The organism is Mitsuaria sp. PDC51 (assembly GCF_900113225.1).
Classification (GTDB): Bacteria; Pseudomonadota; Gammaproteobacteria; order Burkholderiales; family Burkholderiaceae_C; genus Roseateles.
This window is the reverse complement of the sequence record NZ_FOZE01000001.1, coordinates 1,106,358-1,124,349: the sequence shown is the minus strand read 5'-3', so window position 1 is coordinate 1,124,349 and position 17,992 is coordinate 1,106,358. Positions and strand designations below refer to the sequence as shown.

Genomic DNA, 17,992 nt, shown 5'->3' with positions numbered 1-17,992 from the left:
GTGTCGTGCGTGCGCCTGCATGCGCAAGCGCACAAGTGTAAAGGGCGCCAGAGGCGCCCTTTTTGAGTCGCGATGCTTATTGCTGCTTGCTCGCGGCCGCCACCTGGGCAGCCACTTCGGCGGCGAAGTCGTCGACCTTCTTCTCGATGCCCTCGCCCACCACGTACAGGGTGAACGACTTCACCGTCGTGGCCTTCTCCTTGAGCATCTGGGCGACGGTCTGCTTGCCGTCGGCGGCCTTCACGAAGACCTGGTCCAGCAGCGAGACTTCCTTCAGGAACTTCTGCACCGAGCCCTCGACCATCTTGGCGACGATCTCGGCCGGCTTGCCGGATTCGGCGGCCTTCTCGGCGGCGATCTTGCGCTCCTTCTCGACCAGCTCGGCCGGGACTTCGGCGGACGACAGCGCAGCCGGCTTCATCGCGGCGACGTGCATCGCGACGTCCTTGGCGGCGACTTCGTCACCCTCGAACTCGACGATCACGCCGATGCGGGTGCCGTGCAGGTAGGACGCCAGCTTGGCGCCTTCGTAGCGCTTGAAGCGGCGGATCGTCATGTTCTCGCCGATCTTGCCGATCAGGCCCTTGCGCACGTCCTCGACCGTCGGGCCGAAGCCTTCCTGCGACAGCGGCAGGGCGGACAGGGCGGCGATGTCGGCGGGGTTGTTCTCGGCGACCAGGCCGGCCAGCGCGTTCACGAAGGCCAGGAAGGCGTCGTTCTTGGAAACGAAGTCGGTTTCGCAGTTGACTTCGATGACGGCACCGGCGGCACCCTTCACGGCGGCGGCGACGACGCCTTCGGCGGTGATGCGCGAGGCGGCCTTGCCGGCCTTGTTGCCCAGCTTGACGCGCAGGATCTCTTCCGCGCGGGTCATGTCGCCGTCGGCCTCGGTCAGGGCCTTCTTGCACTCCATCATCGGGGAGTCGGTGCGGGCGCGCAGCTCGGCGACCATGCTTGCGGTAATTGCTGCCATTTCAATCTCCGTGTGTCGCGGCCCGGAACGACCCGGCGCCGCGGAATTCTGAATCTGGTTGGACGAAGGGGGCTGAATCAGCCCCCTTGTCATGTCCCTTGAGGGCTTCGGGCCTGGATCAGGCGCCTTCGTTCACTTCCACGAACTCGTCGCCTTCGGCGGCGACGGCCTGGACGACTTCGTTCGTCGAGTTGGCACGGCCTTCCAGCACGGCGTCGGCGACGGCCTTGGCGTACAGGGCGACCGCCTTGGCCGAGTCGTCGTTGCCGGGGATGACGTAGTCGATGCCTTCGGGCGAGTGGTTGGTGTCGACGACGCCGATGACCGGGATGCCCAGCTTCTTGGCTTCGGCGACGGCGATCTTGTGGTAGCCGACGTCGATGACGAACAGGGCGTCAGGCAGCGCGGCCATGTCCTGGATGCCGCCGATGTTCTTTTCCAGCTTGCTGATGTCGCGCTGGAACATCAGGGCTTCCTTCTTGATCGCGGGCTGGGTGCCGGCGTCGATCTGGCTCTGCATGTCCTTGAGCTTCTTCAGCGAAGTCTTGACCGTCTTGAAGTTGGTCAGCGTGCCGCCCAGCCAACGCTGGTTCACGCTGGGCACGCCGGCGCGCTCGGCTTCGGCGGCGACGATGTCACGGGCCTGGCGCTTGGTGCCGACCATCAGGATCGTGCCGCGCTTGGCAGCGAGCTGGCGCACGAACTTCAGGGCTTCCTCGAACGCGGGCAGCGTCTTCTCGAGGTTGATGATGTGGATCTTGTTGCGATGGCCGTAGATATACGGGGCCATCTTGGGGTTCCAGAAGCGGGTTTGGTGACCGAAATGGACGCCGGCTTCCAGCATCTCACGCATCGTGACGGACATAAGTACTCCGAAGGTTGGTTCTAGAATCCGGCACGAATTGCGACGTCTGCTTGTACGTTGCAACACCTTGATTCGCCGGATCCGCGAATTTGCGACGTGCGACAAGGACTTGGATCCTCCGCCTGCACACCGCGTTCCCGCCGGATTCCAGCCCCCTTGGCTGGGTCGTCCGGCAAAAACCCGAAGAGTATAACCCGTTTTGGCATGCCGATCGACTTGACCGACGCGCTGGCGTCCCTGCGCGAGGGCCGCCAGTCGGCCGCCGCCCTGCTCGCCACCAACCTGGCCCGCGCCGACGCCCCGGCCTGCGAGCACATCTTCCTGCGACGCTTCGACGCGGAGGCCCTCGCCGCCGCCCAGGCCAGCGACGCAGCGGCCGCCCGCGGCGAGCCTCGCCCGCCGCTGGGCGGCCTGGCGGTCTCGGTGAAGGACCTGTTCGACGTCGCCGGCATGCCGACCACGGCAGCCTCCGCCGCGATGGACGACGCCCCGCCCGCCACCCGCGACGCCCCGGCCGTGGCCCGGCTGCGCGCCGCCGGCGCGGCGCTGGTCGGCCACACCCATCTGAGCGAGTTCGCCTTCTCCGGCGTCGGCATCAATCCGCACCACGGCACGCCCCGCAATCCGGTGACACACGCCCTCGACGGCCTGGACCGCATCCCCGGCGGCTCGACCTCCGGCGGCGCGGTCAGCGTCGCGGCGGGCGCGGCGTGGGCCGCGCTCGGCTCGGACACCGGCGGCTCGCTGCGCATCCCGGCCGCGCTGCAGGGTCTGGTGGGCTTCAAGGGCACGGCGCGGCGGGTGCCGCTGGGCGGCTGCCTGCCGCTCTCGCCGTCGCTGGACACGGCCGGCGCGATCACGCGCTCGGTGAGGGACGCGGCGCTGCTCGATTCGGTGCTGAGCGGCGCTCCGCTAGAGATCGACGCGCGCCCGCTGTCGGCCTGGCGATTCGCGATCACGCCGACCTTCATGCAGGACGAGCTGGAGCCGGCGATCGCGAGCGCCTTCGAGCGCGCCCTGGCGACGCTGCGATCGGCCGGCGCGCGCATCGAGGAACGCGCGCTGCCCGCCCTGCCCCGTGTGGCGGAACTGCAAACCCAGGGCGGCATCACCGCCGCCGAGGCCTGGGCGTGGCACCATGCGCGCCTCGCCGAACGCGGCGACCGCTACGACCCGCGCGTCGCGCTGCGCATCCGCCGCGGCGCGTCGATCGCGCCCGACGCCTACCAGGCGCTGCTCGACGCGCGCCAGCGCTGGATCCACGACATGAAGACCTCGATGCAGGGCATCGATGTCTTCCTCAGCCCCACCGTTCCCCTGCAAGCCCCGGAGATCGCCCCCTTGCTGCACAGCGACGACCTGTTCTTTGCCACCAACGCGCGCCTGCTGCGCAACACCGCCGTCGTGAACCTGCTCGACGGCTGCGCGATCTCGATCCCGTGCGAGCGCCCAGGCGAGCTGCCGGTCGGCCTGATGCTGTGGGCGCCGGCGTCGCGCGACGCCGCCGTGCTCGGCGCGGCCGCGCGCGTCGAAGCGGCCCTGGCGGCGGGAGCGCGCTGAGATGCGGATCGCCATCATCGGCGCCGGCCTGGCCGGCGTGACCAGCGCCTACGAACTCGCGCTGCAAGGGCACGAGGTCCAGGTCTTCGAGCGCGACACCAGCGTCGCGACCGGCGCGAGCTTCGCGCCGCCGGGGCTCATCGCGCCGGGCCTGATGGCCGCGCGGGCGAACGCGCCGCTGCGCTGGCGCGGCAAGCCGGGCCAGATCGGCTGGCGCTTCGCCCACTGGCGCGCCGGTCGTGCGCGCGGCGCGCAGGCGATGCCCGAGGCGCTGCACGCGCTGGCGCTGCGCGGGCAGGCGGTGATGGCGGTGTGGCGACGTGAACTCCAGATGGAGGTCGAGCGCGAGGCCGGCGTGCTGCTGCTGTGGCGCAGCGCCAAGGACTACAAGGCCGCGGCGGCGCTGCTCGCCCGGCTGCAGGAGCGGCAGGTGCCGCACCGCGAACTCGATGCCGAGGGATGCCGCGCGCAGGAACCCGGACTCAACGCCGAAACGCCGCTGCACGGCGGCATCCTGCTGACGCAGGACGAAGCCGCCAACGCGCGCCAGTTCAGCCAGGCGCTGCGGGTGGAGGCGCAGCGCCTGGGCGTGCACTGGCACTTCAACACCGACGTGCTGCGCGTCGAGCCGGGCAGCTCGCCCGCGGTGCACGTCGCGGCCGGCGAGCCGGTGCGCGTGGACGCGGTGCTGGTGTGCGCGGGCAAGGGCGCGGCGCCGCTGCTCGCGGCGCAGGGCCTGAAGCTGCCCTGGGGGACGGTCCACACCCACACGATCACGGCACCGCTGCGGCAGCTGGAAGCGCACCCGGACCTGGGGCCGCGCGCCACCGTGGTCGACATGAGCCTCGGCGTCAGCCTCACCCGGCTGGGGCAGCGCGTGCGCGTGGGCGGCGCCAATGAGCTCGGCGGCGCCTCGTCGCAGCCCGACGGCCAGTCGATGGGCGCGTTGCACCAGGCGGCGCATGACTGGTTCCCCGGCGCGCTGCTGGCCGGCGGACAACAGCGCTGGAAGACCGCGCGGCTGCTGCTGCCCGACGAGCTGCCGCTGATCGGCGAGTCGGGCCTGCCCGGCGTCTGGCTCAACATCGGCCACGGCGAGCATGGCTGGACCATGGCCGGCGCCGCGGCGCAATTGATCTCGGCCCGGCTGGCGAAGCAGGACCCGGGCATCGACGCCGCGCTGCTGGAGCCCGGCCGGCTGCGCTGACCATCGACGCGGAAGCGTCTGGCGGCGCCCCGCCTCGCCACGCTCCGGGGGCCGAAGCGCTAGAGTCGGCGCCATGCGGCCCGTCCTCCCCCTCTCCCTCGCGCAGCCCTTGCACGATGCGGCGTCGAGTCGACGCATCGAGTCGGCCGCGCTCTCGCGCCACCCGCCCCACACGCTGATCGAACGAGCCGGCCTGGCGGTCGCCCGACTCGCGCTGGCGCTGCGACCGCTCGGCCGCCACGCCGTCGTCATCGCCGGCCCCGGCAACAACGGCGGCGACGGTCTCATCGCGGCCCGGCATCTCGCGGCGCGCGGATGGCGCGTCGACCTGCGCCTGGTCGGCACCGAACCGGCGCCGGGCACCGATGCGGCCCATGCGCTCGACGCTGCGCGCGCCACCGGCCTGGCAACGCTCACCGACCTTGCCACGCTGCCGGACGATACCGACCTGGTCATCGATGCCCTCCTCGGCCTTGGCGCGAACCGCGCGCCCGACGGCGCGTTCGTCGATGCGATCCAGGCCATCGCCGCCTTGCGCGCTGCCGGCGCCCTGGTGCTTGCCGTGGACCTGCCGAGCGGGCTCGACGTGCGCACGGGCCAGCCGCTGGGCGCTCATGCGGTCGAGGCCGACCACACGCTGACCTTCCTGACGCTCAAGACCGGGCTGTTCACCGGCGAAGGGCGCGCGCTCGCCGGGCGCCTGTGGTTCGATGACCTCGGCGAGGCGCCGGCCGAGGGCGCCGTCGCGCAAGCGCCCGCCACGCTCTTCGGCCGTGAGCGCATCGCGCGCTGGCAGCGCGATTTCCGCCGGTCGGCCTCGAGCCACAAGGGGCGGCATGGCGACGTGGTCGTGCTCGGCGGGGCGCCGACGATGCGCGGCGCCGCGTGGCTCGCAGCCACCTCCGCGCTCGCGGCCGGCGCCGGGCGTGTCTACGCGGCGCTGCCCGATGACGACGGCCTGGCCTGGCCGGCCCAGCCGGAGCTGATGCATTGGGACTTCGCGCGCTGGAGCGCTCCCGCCGAAGCCTGGCGGGACGTCGTCGCGGTGTGCGGCTGCGGCGGCGGGACGGCGATCGCGCCGGCGCTCTCGACCGTGCTGCATGGCGCACGCCACGTCGTGCTCGATGCCGACGCGCTCAACCTCGTGGCCGGCGATGAATCGCTGCAGGCCTCGCTGCGCCGTCGCGCCGCCCATGGCTGGTCGACCCTCCTGACGCCCCATCCGCTGGAAGCCGCCCGCCTGCTCGGACTGACGTCAGCCGCCGACGTGCAGGCCGACCGGCTCGCGGCCGCTGCGCAGCTCGCTCAGCGCTTCGGCGCGACGGTAGTGCTGAAGGGCTCGGGCAGCGTCGTCGCTTCGGCGGCGCAGCCCTTGTCGATCAACAGCACCGGCTCGTCGGCGCTGGCGACGGCGGGCAGCGGCGATGTGCTGGCCGGCTGGATCGGCGGCATGTGGGCGCAGTCGCCGGAGGTCTCGCCGCACGATCTCGCCACGGCCGCGGTCGCCTGGCACGGCGCCGCCGCGGAAGGCCACGCCGGTCCGATGCTCGCCGCGGACCTCGTGGCAGCGATGGCCGCGCTGCACGCCCCGGCCGCGTAGCCGCGTGCCCACAACGACGAAGGCCTGGCAATGCCAGGCCTCGTGTCATCCCGCTCGAAGCGGGTGATCTTCCGTCAGGCGCCTCGCTTGCGACGCGTCGTCTTGGCCGCGGGGGCGCCGCTGCCCTTCGCGGCGACCGACTTCGCCGCGCCGCGCGCCGTGCGCTTGGCCGCCTTGACCGGATGCGCCGACGCGCCCTTGGTCGCGCGTTCCGACTTGCGGCGCTCGGCCTTCAGCACGCGGTCGGCCTGCTCGATGCGCTCGAGCGCATCGACCGCCGTGGGCGGGTCCGGCGGCGGCAGCGGCATCGGCTCGACCGTCGCGGCGGGCGCGGCCGCGGCTTCACGCCGGGCGCGCTGCTCGGCGCGCTTGTCCTGCTTGCGCGCCGGCCCCTTGCCGTCGCCCCGCTTGTCGCCGAACTTGTCGCGGTGGGCACCGCGCAGCAGGCGGTGCTCGTCCTGCTCGCGCACCAGGCGGAAGTCGATCTTGCGGCCGTCCAGGTCGACGCGGCTGACCTGCACCTGCACGCGCGCGCCGGTGGCATAACGAATGCCGGTGCGCTCGCCCCGCAGTTCCTGGCGGACCTCGTCGAAGCGGAAGTACTCGCCACCGAGCTCGGTGATGTGGATCAGGCCCTCGACGTACATCGCGTCGAGCTGCACGAACAGGCCGAAGCTCGTCACCGCGCTGACGGTGCCGGCGAACTCCTCGCCCAGGTGGTCGCGCATGTAGCGGCACTTCAGCCAGGCTTCGACATCGCGGGAGGCCTCGTCGGCGCGGCGCTCGTTGGCGCTGCAGTGCGCGCCGACCACCTCCCAGCGCTCGAGCTCGGTCGACGCCAGGCCCGGGTTCGGGATCTTCGGCGCGGCCTTGCCCGGGCGCTTGGGCAGCGGATTGGCCGCTTCCATCTTGTGCGCGTCCAGGGCGTACTTCTTCGTCCCGAGCAGGGCCTTGATCACGCGGTGCACCAGCAGGTCCGGATAACGCCGGATCGGGCTGGTGAAGTGCGTGTAGGCCTGGTACGCGAGCCCGAAGTGGCCCGAGTTGAACGGCGTGTAGATCGCCTGCTGCATCGAGCGCAGCAGCATCGTGTGGATCTGCTGGGCGTCGGGACGGTCCTTGGTCGCCTGGGCGATCGCCTGGAATTCGCCCGGCGTGGGATCGTCGCTGATGCCCATGCCGATGCCCAGCGCGCGCAGGTAGGCCTGCAGCGTGCCGCGCTTCTCGGGCGTCGGGCCCTCGTGGACGCGATACAGCGACGCGTGCTTGCCGCCGGCGATGAAGTCGGCCGCGCAGACGTTGGCGGCGAGCATCGCCTCCTCGATCAGCCGGTGCGCCTCGTTGCGGGTGCGCGGCACGATCTTCTCGATGCGGCCGTTGTCGTCGCAGACGATCTGGGTCTCGGTGGTCTCGAAGTCCACCGCGCCGCGCTTGGCCCGCTGCGACAGCAGCGCGCGGTAGACCTCGTGCAGGTGCAGCAGGTGCGGCACCAGCGCCTGGCGCTTGTGGGCCTCGGGGCCATGGGTGTTGCCCAGGATCGCCGCCACCTCGGTGTAGGTGAAGCGCGCATGCGAGTTGATGACCGCGGGATAGAACTGGTAGGCGTGCAGTTCGCCGGCCTCGGTGACCAGCATGTCGCAGACCATGGACAGGCGGTCCTGCTCCGGGTTCAGCGAGCACAGCCCGTTGGAGAGCTTCTCCGGCAGCATGGGGATCACGCGGCGCGGGAAGTAGACCGAGGTCGCGCGCTCATAGGCATCGCGGTCCAGCGGCTCGCCGGGCTTGACGTAATGGCTGACGTCGGCGATCGCCACCAGCAGGCGCCAGCCCTTGAAGGCGGTCTTGCCTCTGCCCTGCTTGTGGGGTTCGCAATAGACGGCGTCGTCGAAGTCGCGCGCGTCCTCGCCGTCGATGGTCACCAGCGCCACGTCGCGCAGGTCGATGCGGTGCTTCATGTCGACCGCGCGGACGCGGTCCGGCAGCTTCGCGGCCTGCTGCAGCGTGTCGGCGCTGAAGGCGTGCGGGACCTCGTACTTGCGCACGGCGATCTCGATCTCCATGCCGGGGTCGTCGATCTCGCCCAGCACTTCGGTCACCCGGCCGACCGGCTGCGAGTACAGCGACGGTGGTTCGGTCAGCTCGACCGCGACGATCTGGCCGGCGGTGGCGTTGGCGATCGCGTTCTTCGGGACCAGGATGTCCTGACCATAACGCTTGTCTTCGGGCGCGACGAGCCAGATGCCCGACTCCAGCAGCAGCCGGCCGATGATGGGCTTCTTGCGGCGCTCCAGGATCTCAAGCACGCGGCCTTCGGGGCGGTTGCGCTTGTCGAAGCGCACAACGCGCACCCGCAGGCGGTCGCCGTGCATCACGGCGTGCATTTCCTGCGAGGAGAGGTAAACGTCGGGCTGGCCGTCGTCGGGCATCAGGAATCCGTGCCCATCCCGGTGACCTTGCACCGTGCCTTCGATCTCCCCCATCAGCGGATGGCTTTGGGGGCTTGCGTTCTTGAAGTTTTTGATAATAGAATCCTTGTCTTTCCTGAAACGCAGAAGCCGTTTGGCGTTTCGAAGAAACTGAAGGCTCAAGAATACTGCAAAGTCGCTTGAGCTGAGTTTTTCGAGAAGTTGGCTTTTGACCTTGCCCAGGTGGCGGAATTGGTAGACGCACTAGTTTCAGGTACTAGCGGGTAACTCCGTGGAGGTTCGAGTCCTCTCCTGGGCACCAATTCTGAAAAGCCGGCCATGAGCCGGCTTTTCTCATTTTTCCGCCCAGGAAGTGATGCCCGGTGGGCATCACGGGAGGACTCGAATGGTTTGGACCGTTGGTCCAAACCGGGGTCGCGCGAAGCGTGACCGAGTCCTCTCCGGCGGTGGCAGCGAGCGCGGCGCCCGCGCAGCAACCGCCAAACAAAAAGGGCCGACATCCGTCAGCCCTTCCCTCATCAGATCGCGAATTTCTTCGCCAGCGCATCTGGCCGCAGCGCGTCGTAATCCTCGAACGGCTGATGGATCCACGGACTGGTTTCCAGCATTTCGACGTAATAGTCCGGCGTGTACTCCGACACGCTCTTCGTCCAGATCACCGCCGAGCGCAGCTCGCTGATCGCCGGCATGCCCCGCAGCCGCTCCACGACCGCCTTCAGCGTCACGCCAGAGTCCGCCAGGTCGTCCACCAGCAGCACTCTCCCGGCCAGTTCACCCTTGGGCATGGTGATGTACTTGGCGATATCCAACCGCCCCTGGATCGTCCCCGCCTCGGCCCGATAAGAGCTGGTCGACATGATGCCCAGCGGCTTGTCGAACACCCGCGACAGCACATCCCCCGGGCGCATGCCGCCACGCGCCAGGCACAGGATCTGGTCGAACTCCCAGCCGGAGGCGTGCACCTTCAGCGCCAGGCGTTCGATCAGCAAATGGTATTCATCCCAGGACACGTACAGATGTTTGCCGTCGTCGGTCAGCATGGGGGAGGCTCCTCAGCGAAGAATGGATCAGGTCTGGATAAGACGGAATACAACAGGGCTCGAGCGATCGCTCAACCCTGGAACGGGTGCTGCAGCAGGATGGTGTGGTCGCGGTCGGGGCCGGTGGACACCATGGCGATCGGCGCGCCGATCACCGCTTCCACGCGCTTCAGGTAGTTGCGCGCGTTCTCCGGCAGTTGCTCCCAGCGGGTGATGCCGAAGGTCGATTCGGTCCAGCCGGGGAAGACTTCGTAAATGGGCTTGCACGCGGCGATCTCGTCGCCGTCCAGCGGCAGGATGTCGAGCTGCTTGCCGTCGAGCTCATAGCCCACGCACATGTTGATCTCAGCCAGGCCGTCGAGCACGTCCAGCTTCGTCAGGCACAGGCCGCTGATGCCGTTGATGATGATCGAGCGCTTCAGCGCGGCGGCATCGATCCAGCCGCAGCGGCGCGCACGGCCGGTGACCGTGCCGCGCTCCTGGCCGACCGTCGACAGGTGGTGGCCCACCGTGCCGGGCGTTTCCCAGTCCAGCTCGGTCGGGAACGGGCCCGAGCCGACGCGGGTCGCGTAGGCCTTCGTGATGCCCAGCATGTAATGCAGCATCTGCGGCCCCACACCCGCGCCTGCGGCGGCGTTGCCGGCGACGCAGTTGCTCGAGGTGACATACGGATAGGTGCCGTGGTCGATGTCCAGCAGCGTGCCCTGCGCGCCTTCGAACAGGATGTTGTCGCCGCGCAGATGCGCCTTGTGCAGCATGTAGCCGACGTCGGCCATCATCGGCTTGACCTGCTCGGCCAGCGCCATCGCATGGTCGAAGATCGGCTGGAACTCCAGCGCCTTCGCGTTCAGGTAGCCGGTCAGCGCGACGTTGTGCAGGTCGATCAGTTCCTTGAGCTTCTTGGCGAAACGCTCCGGATGCTTCAGGTCCTGCACGCGCAGCGCGCGGCGGGCGACCTTGTCCTCGTAGGCGGGGCCGATGCCCTTGCCGGTCGTGCCGATCTTGCCGCTGCCGCTGCTCTCGCGCAGCGCCTCGCGGGCGCGGTCGACCTCGACGTGGAAGGGCAGGATCAGCGGGCAGGACTCGCTGATGTACAGGCGCGAACGCACCTCGACGCCGGCCTTCTCCAGGCGCTCGATCTCCGACAGCAGGTGGGTCGGATCCAGCACCACGCCATTGCCGATGTAGCAGGCGACGCCGTCGCGCATGATGCCCGAGGGGATCAGCTGCAGCGCCGTCTTCACGCCCTTGATGACCAGCGTGTGGCCGGCGTTGTGACCGCCCTGGAAGCGCACCACGCCCTGGGCGTGATCGGTCAGCCAGTCGACGACCTTGCCCTTGCCTTCGTCACCCCACTGGGTGCCGACGACCACCACGTTGCGGCCGCGCGCGATCTCACTGCTTTGCATGACGTTCTTCCGATGAATTGAGGTTGAGGGGGTGGAGGGGCGGATCGCGTCGCTCAGAGCGATCGCAGCACCCATTGACCGCCGGCCTGAACCAGCTCGCGGTCGCATTCGAACTCGTCGTTCTCTTGTTCGTGGCCCGGCAGCACGCAGACCACGGTTTCGCCCTGCTCGCGCAGGCGACGGACGGCCGCGCGCAGGTCGGGATCCTCGCCCCAGGGGGCACGCACCGCGGCCCGCAGCGAGGTGGCGGGAATCAGCCCCACCAGCGTCTTCAGGTCCAGGCTGAAGCCGACCGCCGGACGGCGACGGCCGAAGACCGCCCCCACCTCGTCGTAGCGGCCGCCGCGCAGGACGGCATCGGTGCCGCCCACCGCGTACAGCGCGAAACGCACGCCGCTGTAGTAGCCGAAGCCCGGCAGGTCGGCGAGGTCCACGCCGATGCGCACGTCGGGATAGGCCGCGCGCAGGTGACGGATCAACCACTCCAGGTCGTCTAGCGCAGCCGTCACCAGCGCATTGGCCGGCAGCGCGCGGCGCGCGTCGGCCAGCACCTCGACACCGCCGTACAGGCGCAGCAGCGTCTGCAGCGCGGTGACGACGTCGTCCGGGAGTTCGTTGGAGAACGCCGCCACGCCGGCCGCGTCCTTGGCGGCCATGGCGGCCACCAGCGCATTCAGGCGGTCCTCGCTCAAGGCGTGATCGCCCAGCACGCCACGCACCAGGCGCGCGTCGCCGAGGTCCAGCACCAGCTGCGTCAGGCCGGCGCGCTGCATCGCGTCGATGGCCAGTTCCTGCGCCTCCAGGTCGGCCTCGAGCCCGGCATGGCCGTAGATCTCGACGCCGAACTGCAGCGGCTCGCGCGTCGCAGTCAGGCCTTCGGCGCGGGTGTGCAGCACCGGACCGCAGTAGCACAGGCGCGTCACGCCGGCGCGGTTCAGGAGGTGGGCATCGATGCGCGCGACCTGCGGCGTGGTGTCGGCGCGCAGGCCCAGGCTGCGACCGGAGAGCTGGTCGACGAGCTTGAAGGTCTTGAGGTCCAGCGCCTGACCGGTGCCGGAAAGCAGCGAGTCGAGATGCTCCAGCATCGGAGGCATCACCAGCTCGCAACCGTAGGTCCGCGCCATGTCCAGCAACTCGCGGCGCAGTTCTTCGATGCGGCGGGCCTGGGAGGGCAGGACGTCAGCAATGTGCTCGGGCAGCAGCCAAGCAGAGGCCATGGACGTTCAGGGAGGGGGTTAAAAACGGCATTGTACCGGGGTCGCGGCGAACCTCGACCTCCGAGCCCCTCACGCGGGGGCCCGGCGCGGATTCGCCAACGATTCACCGAGCCTTCGTGACGGGCTGCCCATTTGGGATGCTTCGGGCGCTTCGGGAGCGCGTCAAAGCAGCAACAGCAGCAGCGCGCCGCAGGCGAGGCTGGCCAGCCCGAGGAACCTCAGCTGGCCGTCACTCATCGCCAGCAGCCGGGCGAACAGCTGCCGCCAGGCGCCAGGATTCAGGAAGGGCATCAGCCCTTCCATGATCAGCAGCAGCGCCAGCGCCGCCAGCCACTTGTCGCCGCTCATGACGAGACCGCCCTCCCCGGCCGTGGCCGGTCAGCTCGATGGCGAACGGGCGGGCCGACTGGCCCGCCCGGGATCACTTCTTCGGGGCCGCCGCCGGCGCGCCCGGGCCGCCGGTGCGCATCGTGTTGAAGAACTGGCTCGACGGGTCCAGCACCATCACGTCGCCCTTGCCCTTGAACGAGCGCTGGTACGCATCCAGCGAGCGATAGAACTGCGCGAACTGGGGATCGCGACCGAAGGATTCCGAGTACAGCGCCGACGCCTTGGCATCGCCCTCGCCCATGATCTTCTGCGCGTCGCGGTAGGCCTCGGCGGTGATGATCTCGCGCTGCTTGTCGGCATCGGCCTTGATCTTCTCGCCCTCGGCGGCGCCGGTGGAACGCAGTTCGTTGGCGACGCGGGCGCGCTCCGACTTCATGCGGTTGTAGACCGACTCGGTGATGTTGGCGGCGAAGTCGACCCGCTTGACCCGCACGTCGACGATCTCGATGCCGAACTGCTTGGCCTCTTCCTCGAGGCGCTTGCGCACGTCCTGCATGACCTTCTCGCGCTCGGTGGCCAGCACCGCGCGCACGGTGCGCTTGGTCACTTCCTCGTTGAGCGCGGCCTGCACGATCGGGCTCAGGCGGGTTTCCAGGTTGCGCAGCTGCGTGCCGCTGTTGCGGATGTACTGTCGCGAGTCGACGATGCGCCACTTCACCAGCCAGTCGATGACCAGGCTCTTCTTCTCGGCGGTGAAGATGGGGCGCGGATCGGCCGCGTCCAGCGTCTGCACGCGGCGGTCCAGGAAGACCACGTTCTGCAGCGGCGGCGGCAGCTTGAACTTCAGGCCGGGCTCGGTGATCACTTCCTTGATCTCGCCTAGCGAATAGACGACCGCGAACTGGCGCTGGTCGACGACGAACAGCGTCGAGCTGGCGATCATGAACAGGATCAACAGGCCGACGACGACGGAGACGATGCGATTCATTGTTGTGGGCTCCCTGTCGATCAACGGCCGTCGCGGTCGCGGCTGCGCATGCTGTCGCGCGAGCGCGGATCGCTGCCCAGCGACGAGGCGCCCGAGGTCGCCGGATCGGTCGGCACCACCGGCGTGGGCGCCGTGGTCGTGACCGTGCCGCCGGGCTGCGTCTGCTGCATCAGCTTGTCCAGCGGGAGGTACAGCAGGTTGGAACCGCTCCTGGCGTCCACCATCACCTTGGTCACGCGGGAATAGACCTGCTGCATCGTGTCGATGTAGAGGCGGTCGCGGGTGACGGCCGGCGCCTTCTGGTACTCGGCCAGCACCGACTTGAAGCGCTGCGCGTCACCCTCGGCGAACGAGACGACGCGGGCGCGGTAGGCCTCGGCATCCTCGCGCAGGCGGGCCGCCTGGCCCTGCGCGCGGGGGATCACGTCGTTGGCATAGGCCTCGCCTTCGTTCTTCAGGCGCTCGCGGTCGGCGTTGGCCCGGAAGGCATCGTCGAAGGCGGCCTGCACCTGCTCGGGCGGCTGCACGCTGCTGACGTTGACGTTGACGATCTGGATGCCGGTCTTGAGCCGGTCCAGCTGCGCCTGGATGGACTTGGCCAGGTCGATCGCGATCGCGTCGCGCTGCTCGTACAGCACCGAGTCCATGTTGCTGCGGCCGACGATCTCGCGCACCGCGGACTCGGACGCCTGGTTGACGGCCTCGTCGGTGTTGAAGTTCTCGAAGAGGTAGTCGCGCGCATCCTTCAGCCGGTACTGCACGGTGAAGCGGATGTCGATGATGTTCTCGTCCTGCGTCAGCATCGACGAATCCCGCAGGCCCGATGCTTGGCCGACCGAATTGCGGCCGACCTCGACGGACTGCAGCTGCGTGAACGACACCACCTCGTGCGCCTGGAACGGATACGGCAGGCGGTACTGGATGCCGGCATCGACGGTGCGGCTGTACTTGCCGAAGGACGTGATGACGCCCTGCTGACCTTCCTGGACGATGAACACGCCGCTGGCCAGCCAGCCCAGCACCACCACGCCGACCACCAGGCCAACGCCGATGCCGGCGCCCTTCATGTCGGGCTGCGGGCCACCGCCGCCGCTGCCCGCCGGACCGTTGCCGTCATTGCCGCCGCGGCCGCCGAACAGGCGCGAGAGCTTGCGGTTGAAGTCGCGCCACAGCTCGTCCAGGTCGGGCGGGCCTTCGTTGCGGCCATTGCTCATCCAGAGCCCCACCCAGCGGCGCAGGCCACCGGCTCCACCCTGCGGGCCACGTCCGCCGCCAGCGGCGGACAGGCGATCGTCTTGATTCATACGCATCCTGATGAGGAAGTCTTGTTGCGAGTATCGGGCATTGCGCAGCGTTCTCAGCCTGTGCGTCCCTGCGGATCATCCTGCGGGACTGTCCGAGCTTGGGTCAGGTCTTGATCGTTCAAGGCGCCGTCGTCACCGTCATCTCCGTCGGCCGACGCCGGTTTTCCGGAGACCTCGGGCTCATCGCTCCCTTCGGCCCCATCGGCCTCCTCGAGCGCCAGGCCGGCGTACTCGGGCACCGGCTCGGCCTGCATCAGCGAGGCGATCATCGCGCGCAGTTCATCGAGGCCCTCGCCCTGCGCCGCGCTGACGAAGACGCGGGGCAGGCGCTGGCCGCCGTGCTCGCCGCCGATGCGCGTCAGCCAGTCCTGCAGCTGGCGCGGGCGCTGCGTGGGCTCGAGCAGGTCCAGCTTGTTGTAGACGAGGATCTGCGGAATGTGCTGCGCGCCGATCTCGGCGAGCACCCGCTCGACCTCTTCCATCTGCTCGGTCAGCACCGGGCTGGCGGCGTCGACCACATGCAGCAGCAGGTCGGCATCCGCGGCCTCCTGCAGCGTGGCCTTGAACGCCTCGACCAGCTTGTGCGGCAGGTCGCGGATGAAGCCGACGGTGTCGGACAACGAGACGCTGGTGCCCGCCTCCTCGAGGTAGAGCGAGCGCGTCGTCGTGTCCAGCGTGGCGAAGAGCTGGTTGGCCGCGTAGGTCCTGGCCTTGGTCAGGGCATTGAACAGCGTGCTCTTGCCGGCATTGGTGTAGCCCACCAGCGAGACGCGGAACACTCCGTTGCGGGCGCGGGCGCGGCGCTGCGTGGAGCGCTGGCGCTCGACCTTCTTGAGGCGTTCCTTGATCGACTTGATGCGGTCGTCGATCATCCGGCGGTCCAGTTCGATCTGGCGCTCGCCGGGGCCGCCGCGCATGCCAATGCCGCCGCTCTGGCGCTCCAGGTGGCTCCAGCGGCGCACCAGGCGCGTGGCGAGGTACTGGAGCCGCGCCAGCTCGACCTGCAGCTTGCCCTCGAAGCTCTGGGCGCGCGCGGCGAAGATCTCCAGGATCAGCGCGGTGCGGTCGGCCACGGGCACGCCGAGGTGGCGTTCCAGGTTGCGTTGTTGGGCGGGGGAGATGGCCTGGTCGAACAGCACGGTGTGCGCGCCCAGCGCGTCCACCATCAGCTTGATCTCGTCGGCCTTGCCGGACCCGACGAACAGCGCCGCGTCGGGCGCCTTGCGCTTGGCGACGATCCGGGCGACCGGCGTGTCACCGGCCGACTCGGCCAGCAGCGCGAGTTCGTCGAGGGTGGGGTCGAAGGCCACGTCGCGGCCCAGATCGACCCCCACCAGAATGGCGCGCGCCGCCTCGGGGGGCGGCGTCGAATGGGTGGGGTCTTGTTTGGTCAATCAGCGTCAGCTGGCGTCGTTGCTCTCGCCGGCGTGGAAGTTCACGGCGCGGCCGGGGACCACCGTGGAGATGGCGTGCTTGTAGACCATCTGCGTCACCGTATTGCGCAGCAGCACCACGTACTGGTCAAAGGACTCGATGTGGCCTTGCAGCTTGATGCCGTTCACAAGGTAGATGCTCACAGGAACATGCTCCTTGCGCAGCAGGTTCAGGAAGGGGTCTTGCAAGAGTTGTCCTTTGTTGCTCACGATATGCTCCGTGTTGTGAGAGTGGTGTTGGAAGCCCGGACCTTATCACAGCACCGGGTTTCCCCGGACGGCCGCGAACTCAGGTTTCGGCGAACGGGTTCTTCGAGGACCGCAGCTCGATCCGCAGCGGCGTGCCCACCAGCTTGTAGTGGTCGCGGATGCGCCCTTCCAGGTAGCGCTTGTAGACGTCGCTGACGCCGTCCAGCGCATTCCCGTGAATGACGACGATCGGGGGATTCATCCCGCCCTGGTGCGCGTAGCGCAGCTTCGGACGCGAGATCCCCGCCCGCTGCGGCTGCTGGTGCTGCACCGCCTCCTGGATGAGACGGGTCAGCACCGGCGTCGTCATCTTGCGATAGGCCGACGAATAGGCATCCGCCAGCGCCTTCCACAGCGGGCCCAGGCCCTGCCGCTTGAGCGCGGAAATCTTCAGGATGGGGGCGAAGCGCAGGAATCCAAGCCGCGTCAGGATCTGGCGTTCGATGGTTTCGCGCTGGTAGCTGTCGATCGCGTCCCATTTGTTGATCGCCACCACCACCGCGCGGCCGCTGTCCAGCACGTAGCCGGCGATGTGGGCATCCTGGTCGGTGACGCCCTGCGTCGCGTCGATCAGCAGCAGCACCACGTTGGCGTCGGCGATCGCCTGCAGCGTCTTGACGACCGAGAACTTCTCGATCGCCTCGAACACCTTGCCCTTGCGGCGCAGGCCGGCGGTGTCGATCAGCTTGAACTTCTGGCCGTTGCGCTCGAAGTCGACGCTGATGGCGTCGCGCGTCGTGCCCGGCATGTCGAACGCGACCAGGCGTTCCTCGCCCAGCCAGGTGTTGATCAGCGTGCTCTTGCCGACGTTGGGCCGGCCGGCGACCGCCAGGCGGATGGCCTTGGACTCGTCCTCTTCCGCACCCTCGCCTTCGAAGGCCTCGTCCTCGGCGGGCGCCTCGAAGCTGTCCAGCACGGCTTCCAGCAGCGAGCGGATGCCCTGCCCGTGCGCGGCCGAGACCGGATGCGGCTCGCCCATGCCCAGTTCATGGAACTCGGCCAGCAGCGGGCTGTCGCTCATGCCCTCGGCCTTGTTGACCGCGACGAAGACGCGCTTGTTGCACTGGCGCAGGTAGCGGCCGATGTCCTGGTCCTGGCCGGCCAGGCCGGTGCGCACGTCCAGCACGAAGATGACGGCATCCGCCTCGGCCACGGCCTGGCGGGTCTGCTTGGCCATCTCCTTGACGATGCCGGTGGAGCTGTCGGGCTCGAAGCCGCCGGTGTCGATGACGATGAACTCGCGATCGCCCAGGCGCCCGTCGCCGTAATGGCGATCGCGCGTGAGACCGGCGAAGTCCGCGACGATGGCGTCGCGGCTCTTCGTCATCCGGTTGAACAGCGTGGACTTGCCCACGTTGGGGCGGCCCACCAGGGCGATCACAGGTTTCATA

The 17,992-nt window shown here is 69.1% G+C and carries 15 protein-coding genes and 1 tRNA gene; 4 read left to right on the top strand and 12 right to left on the bottom strand.

Features of this window, described 5'->3' with window-relative positions; all coding sequences use genetic code 11:
- Window positions 1-76 precede the first annotated feature (76 nt).
- Window positions 77-973, bottom strand: coding sequence for a translation elongation factor Ts (tsf, locus tag BM393_RS04965; protein ID WP_091722965.1), 897 nt, complete (start codon window positions 971-973; stop codon window positions 77-79).
- Between the two features lie 118 nt (window positions 974-1,091).
- The gene (gene rpsB / locus BM393_RS04960) at window positions 1,092-1,838 is read right to left on the bottom strand and encodes a 30S ribosomal protein S2 (protein WP_091722962.1); all 747 of its coding nucleotides are present in this window, start codon (window positions 1,836-1,838) and stop codon (window positions 1,092-1,094) included.
- Window positions 1,839-2,042: 204 nt separating this feature from the next.
- Between rpsB and BM393_RS04955 the strand changes: the two genes are divergently transcribed.
- From BM393_RS04955 to BM393_RS04945, 3 genes are all read left to right on the top strand, one after another.
- Window positions 2,043-3,398 carry an amidase gene (locus BM393_RS04955; RefSeq protein WP_091722958.1) on the top strand — a complete coding sequence of 452 codons (1,356 nt, stop codon included), beginning with the start codon at window positions 2,043-2,045 and terminating at the stop codon, window positions 3,396-3,398.
- Window position 3,399: 1 nt separating this feature from the next.
- Window positions 3,400-4,605 (top strand): FAD-dependent oxidoreductase, encoded by a 1,206-nt coding sequence (locus tag BM393_RS04950; RefSeq protein WP_091722955.1) that lies wholly within the window; start codon window positions 3,400-3,402, stop codon window positions 4,603-4,605.
- Between the two features lie 73 nt (window positions 4,606-4,678).
- Window positions 4,679-6,205: an NAD(P)H-hydrate dehydratase gene (locus BM393_RS04945; protein ID WP_091722950.1), complete on the top strand. Its 1,527-nt coding sequence runs from the start codon at window positions 4,679-4,681 to the stop codon at window positions 6,203-6,205.
- Window positions 6,206-6,279: 74 nt separating this feature from the next.
- On the opposite strand, the gene rnr is transcribed toward BM393_RS04945, so the two are convergent.
- A complete protein-coding gene (gene rnr, locus BM393_RS04940; protein ID WP_091725051.1) occupies window positions 6,280-8,730 on the bottom strand; it encodes a ribonuclease R in 2,451 nt (816 codons plus the stop codon).
- A gap of 117 nt (window positions 8,731-8,847) precedes the next feature.
- On the opposite strand from rnr, the gene BM393_RS04935 reads away from it, so the two are divergent.
- Window positions 8,848-8,932, top strand: a tRNA-Leu gene (locus tag BM393_RS04935).
- 217 nt (window positions 8,933-9,149) lie between these two features.
- Here BM393_RS04935 and BM393_RS04930 read toward each other — a convergent pair.
- The 9 genes from BM393_RS04930 to der form a co-directional block, all read right to left on the bottom strand.
- Window positions 9,150-9,671, bottom strand: a complete 522-nt coding sequence (locus BM393_RS04930) for a phosphoribosyltransferase (RefSeq protein ID WP_091722945.1) — start codon at window positions 9,669-9,671, stop codon at window positions 9,150-9,152.
- A 71-nt stretch (window positions 9,672-9,742) separates the two neighbouring features.
- On the bottom strand, window positions 9,743-11,080 hold the full coding sequence (locus BM393_RS04925; protein WP_091722941.1) for an adenylosuccinate synthase: 1,338 nt from the start codon (window positions 11,078-11,080) through the stop codon (window positions 9,743-9,745).
- A gap of 53 nt (window positions 11,081-11,133) precedes the next feature.
- Window positions 11,134-12,297 carry an ATP phosphoribosyltransferase regulatory subunit gene (locus tag BM393_RS04920; RefSeq protein ID WP_091722937.1) on the bottom strand — a complete coding sequence of 388 codons (1,164 nt, stop codon included), beginning with the start codon at window positions 12,295-12,297 and terminating at the stop codon, window positions 11,134-11,136.
- A gap of 162 nt (window positions 12,298-12,459) precedes the next feature.
- Window positions 12,460-12,645, bottom strand: coding sequence for a DUF2065 domain-containing protein (locus tag BM393_RS04915; RefSeq protein WP_091722933.1), 186 nt, complete (start codon window positions 12,643-12,645; stop codon window positions 12,460-12,462).
- A 73-nt stretch (window positions 12,646-12,718) separates the two neighbouring features.
- Window positions 12,719-13,615 (bottom strand): protease modulator HflC, encoded by an 897-nt coding sequence (gene hflC / locus BM393_RS04910; RefSeq protein ID WP_091722930.1) that lies wholly within the window; start codon window positions 13,613-13,615, stop codon window positions 12,719-12,721.
- Window positions 13,616-13,635: 20 nt separating this feature from the next.
- Window positions 13,636-14,829 carry an FtsH protease activity modulator HflK gene (gene hflK / locus BM393_RS04905; RefSeq protein ID WP_254783385.1) on the bottom strand — a complete coding sequence of 398 codons (1,194 nt, stop codon included), beginning with the start codon at window positions 14,827-14,829 and terminating at the stop codon, window positions 13,636-13,638.
- 143 nt (window positions 14,830-14,972) lie between these two features.
- Window positions 14,973-16,313: a GTPase HflX gene (gene hflX, locus BM393_RS04900; RefSeq protein WP_254783213.1), complete on the bottom strand. Its 1,341-nt coding sequence runs from the start codon at window positions 16,311-16,313 to the stop codon at window positions 14,973-14,975.
- Window positions 16,314-16,319: 6 nt separating this feature from the next.
- On the bottom strand, window positions 16,320-16,562 hold the full coding sequence (hfq, locus tag BM393_RS04895; protein ID WP_091722923.1) for an RNA chaperone Hfq: 243 nt from the start codon (window positions 16,560-16,562) through the stop codon (window positions 16,320-16,322).
- A gap of 79 nt (window positions 16,563-16,641) precedes the next feature.
- Window positions 16,642-17,991 carry a ribosome biogenesis GTPase Der gene (der, locus tag BM393_RS04890; protein WP_091722919.1) on the bottom strand — a complete coding sequence of 450 codons (1,350 nt, stop codon included), beginning with the start codon at window positions 17,989-17,991 and terminating at the stop codon, window positions 16,642-16,644.
- Window position 17,992 lies beyond the last annotated feature (1 nt).

What these genes read in the sequence shown, in the direction of transcription:
- tsf (WP_091722965.1), bottom strand. Translation starts at nt 973, where the DNA reads ATGGCAGCAATTACCGCAAGCATGGTCGCCGAGCTGCGCGCCCGCACC.
- rpsB (WP_091722962.1), bottom strand. Translation starts at nt 1,838, where the DNA reads ATGTCCGTCACGATGCGTGAGATGCTGGAAGCCGGCGTCCATTTCGGT.
- BM393_RS04955 (WP_091722958.1), top strand. Translation starts at nt 2,043, where the DNA reads ATGCCGATCGACTTGACCGACGCGCTGGCGTCCCTGCGCGAGGGCCGC.
- BM393_RS04950 (WP_091722955.1), top strand. Translation starts at nt 3,400, where the DNA reads ATGCGGATCGCCATCATCGGCGCCGGCCTGGCCGGCGTGACCAGCGCC.
- BM393_RS04945 (WP_091722950.1), top strand. Translation starts at nt 4,679, where the DNA reads ATGCGGCCCGTCCTCCCCCTCTCCCTCGCGCAGCCCTTGCACGATGCG.
- BM393_RS04930 (WP_091722945.1), bottom strand. Translation starts at nt 9,671, where the DNA reads ATGCTGACCGACGACGGCAAACATCTGTACGTGTCCTGGGATGAATAC.
- BM393_RS04925 (WP_091722941.1), bottom strand. Translation starts at nt 11,080, where the DNA reads ATGCAAAGCAGTGAGATCGCGCGCGGCCGCAACGTGGTGGTCGTCGGC.
- BM393_RS04920 (WP_091722937.1), bottom strand. Translation starts at nt 12,297, where the DNA reads ATGGCCTCTGCTTGGCTGCTGCCCGAGCACATTGCTGACGTCCTGCCC.
- BM393_RS04915 (WP_091722933.1), bottom strand. Translation starts at nt 12,645, where the DNA reads ATGAGCGGCGACAAGTGGCTGGCGGCGCTGGCGCTGCTGCTGATCATG.
- hflC (WP_091722930.1), bottom strand. Translation starts at nt 13,615, where the DNA reads ATGAATCGCATCGTCTCCGTCGTCGTCGGCCTGTTGATCCTGTTCATG.
- hflK (WP_254783385.1), bottom strand. Translation starts at nt 14,829, where the DNA reads ATGAGCAATGGCCGCAACGAAGGCCCGCCCGACCTGGACGAGCTGTGG.
- der (WP_091722919.1), bottom strand. Translation starts at nt 17,991, where the DNA reads ATGAAACCTGTGATCGCCCTGGTGGGCCGCCCCAACGTGGGCAAGTCC.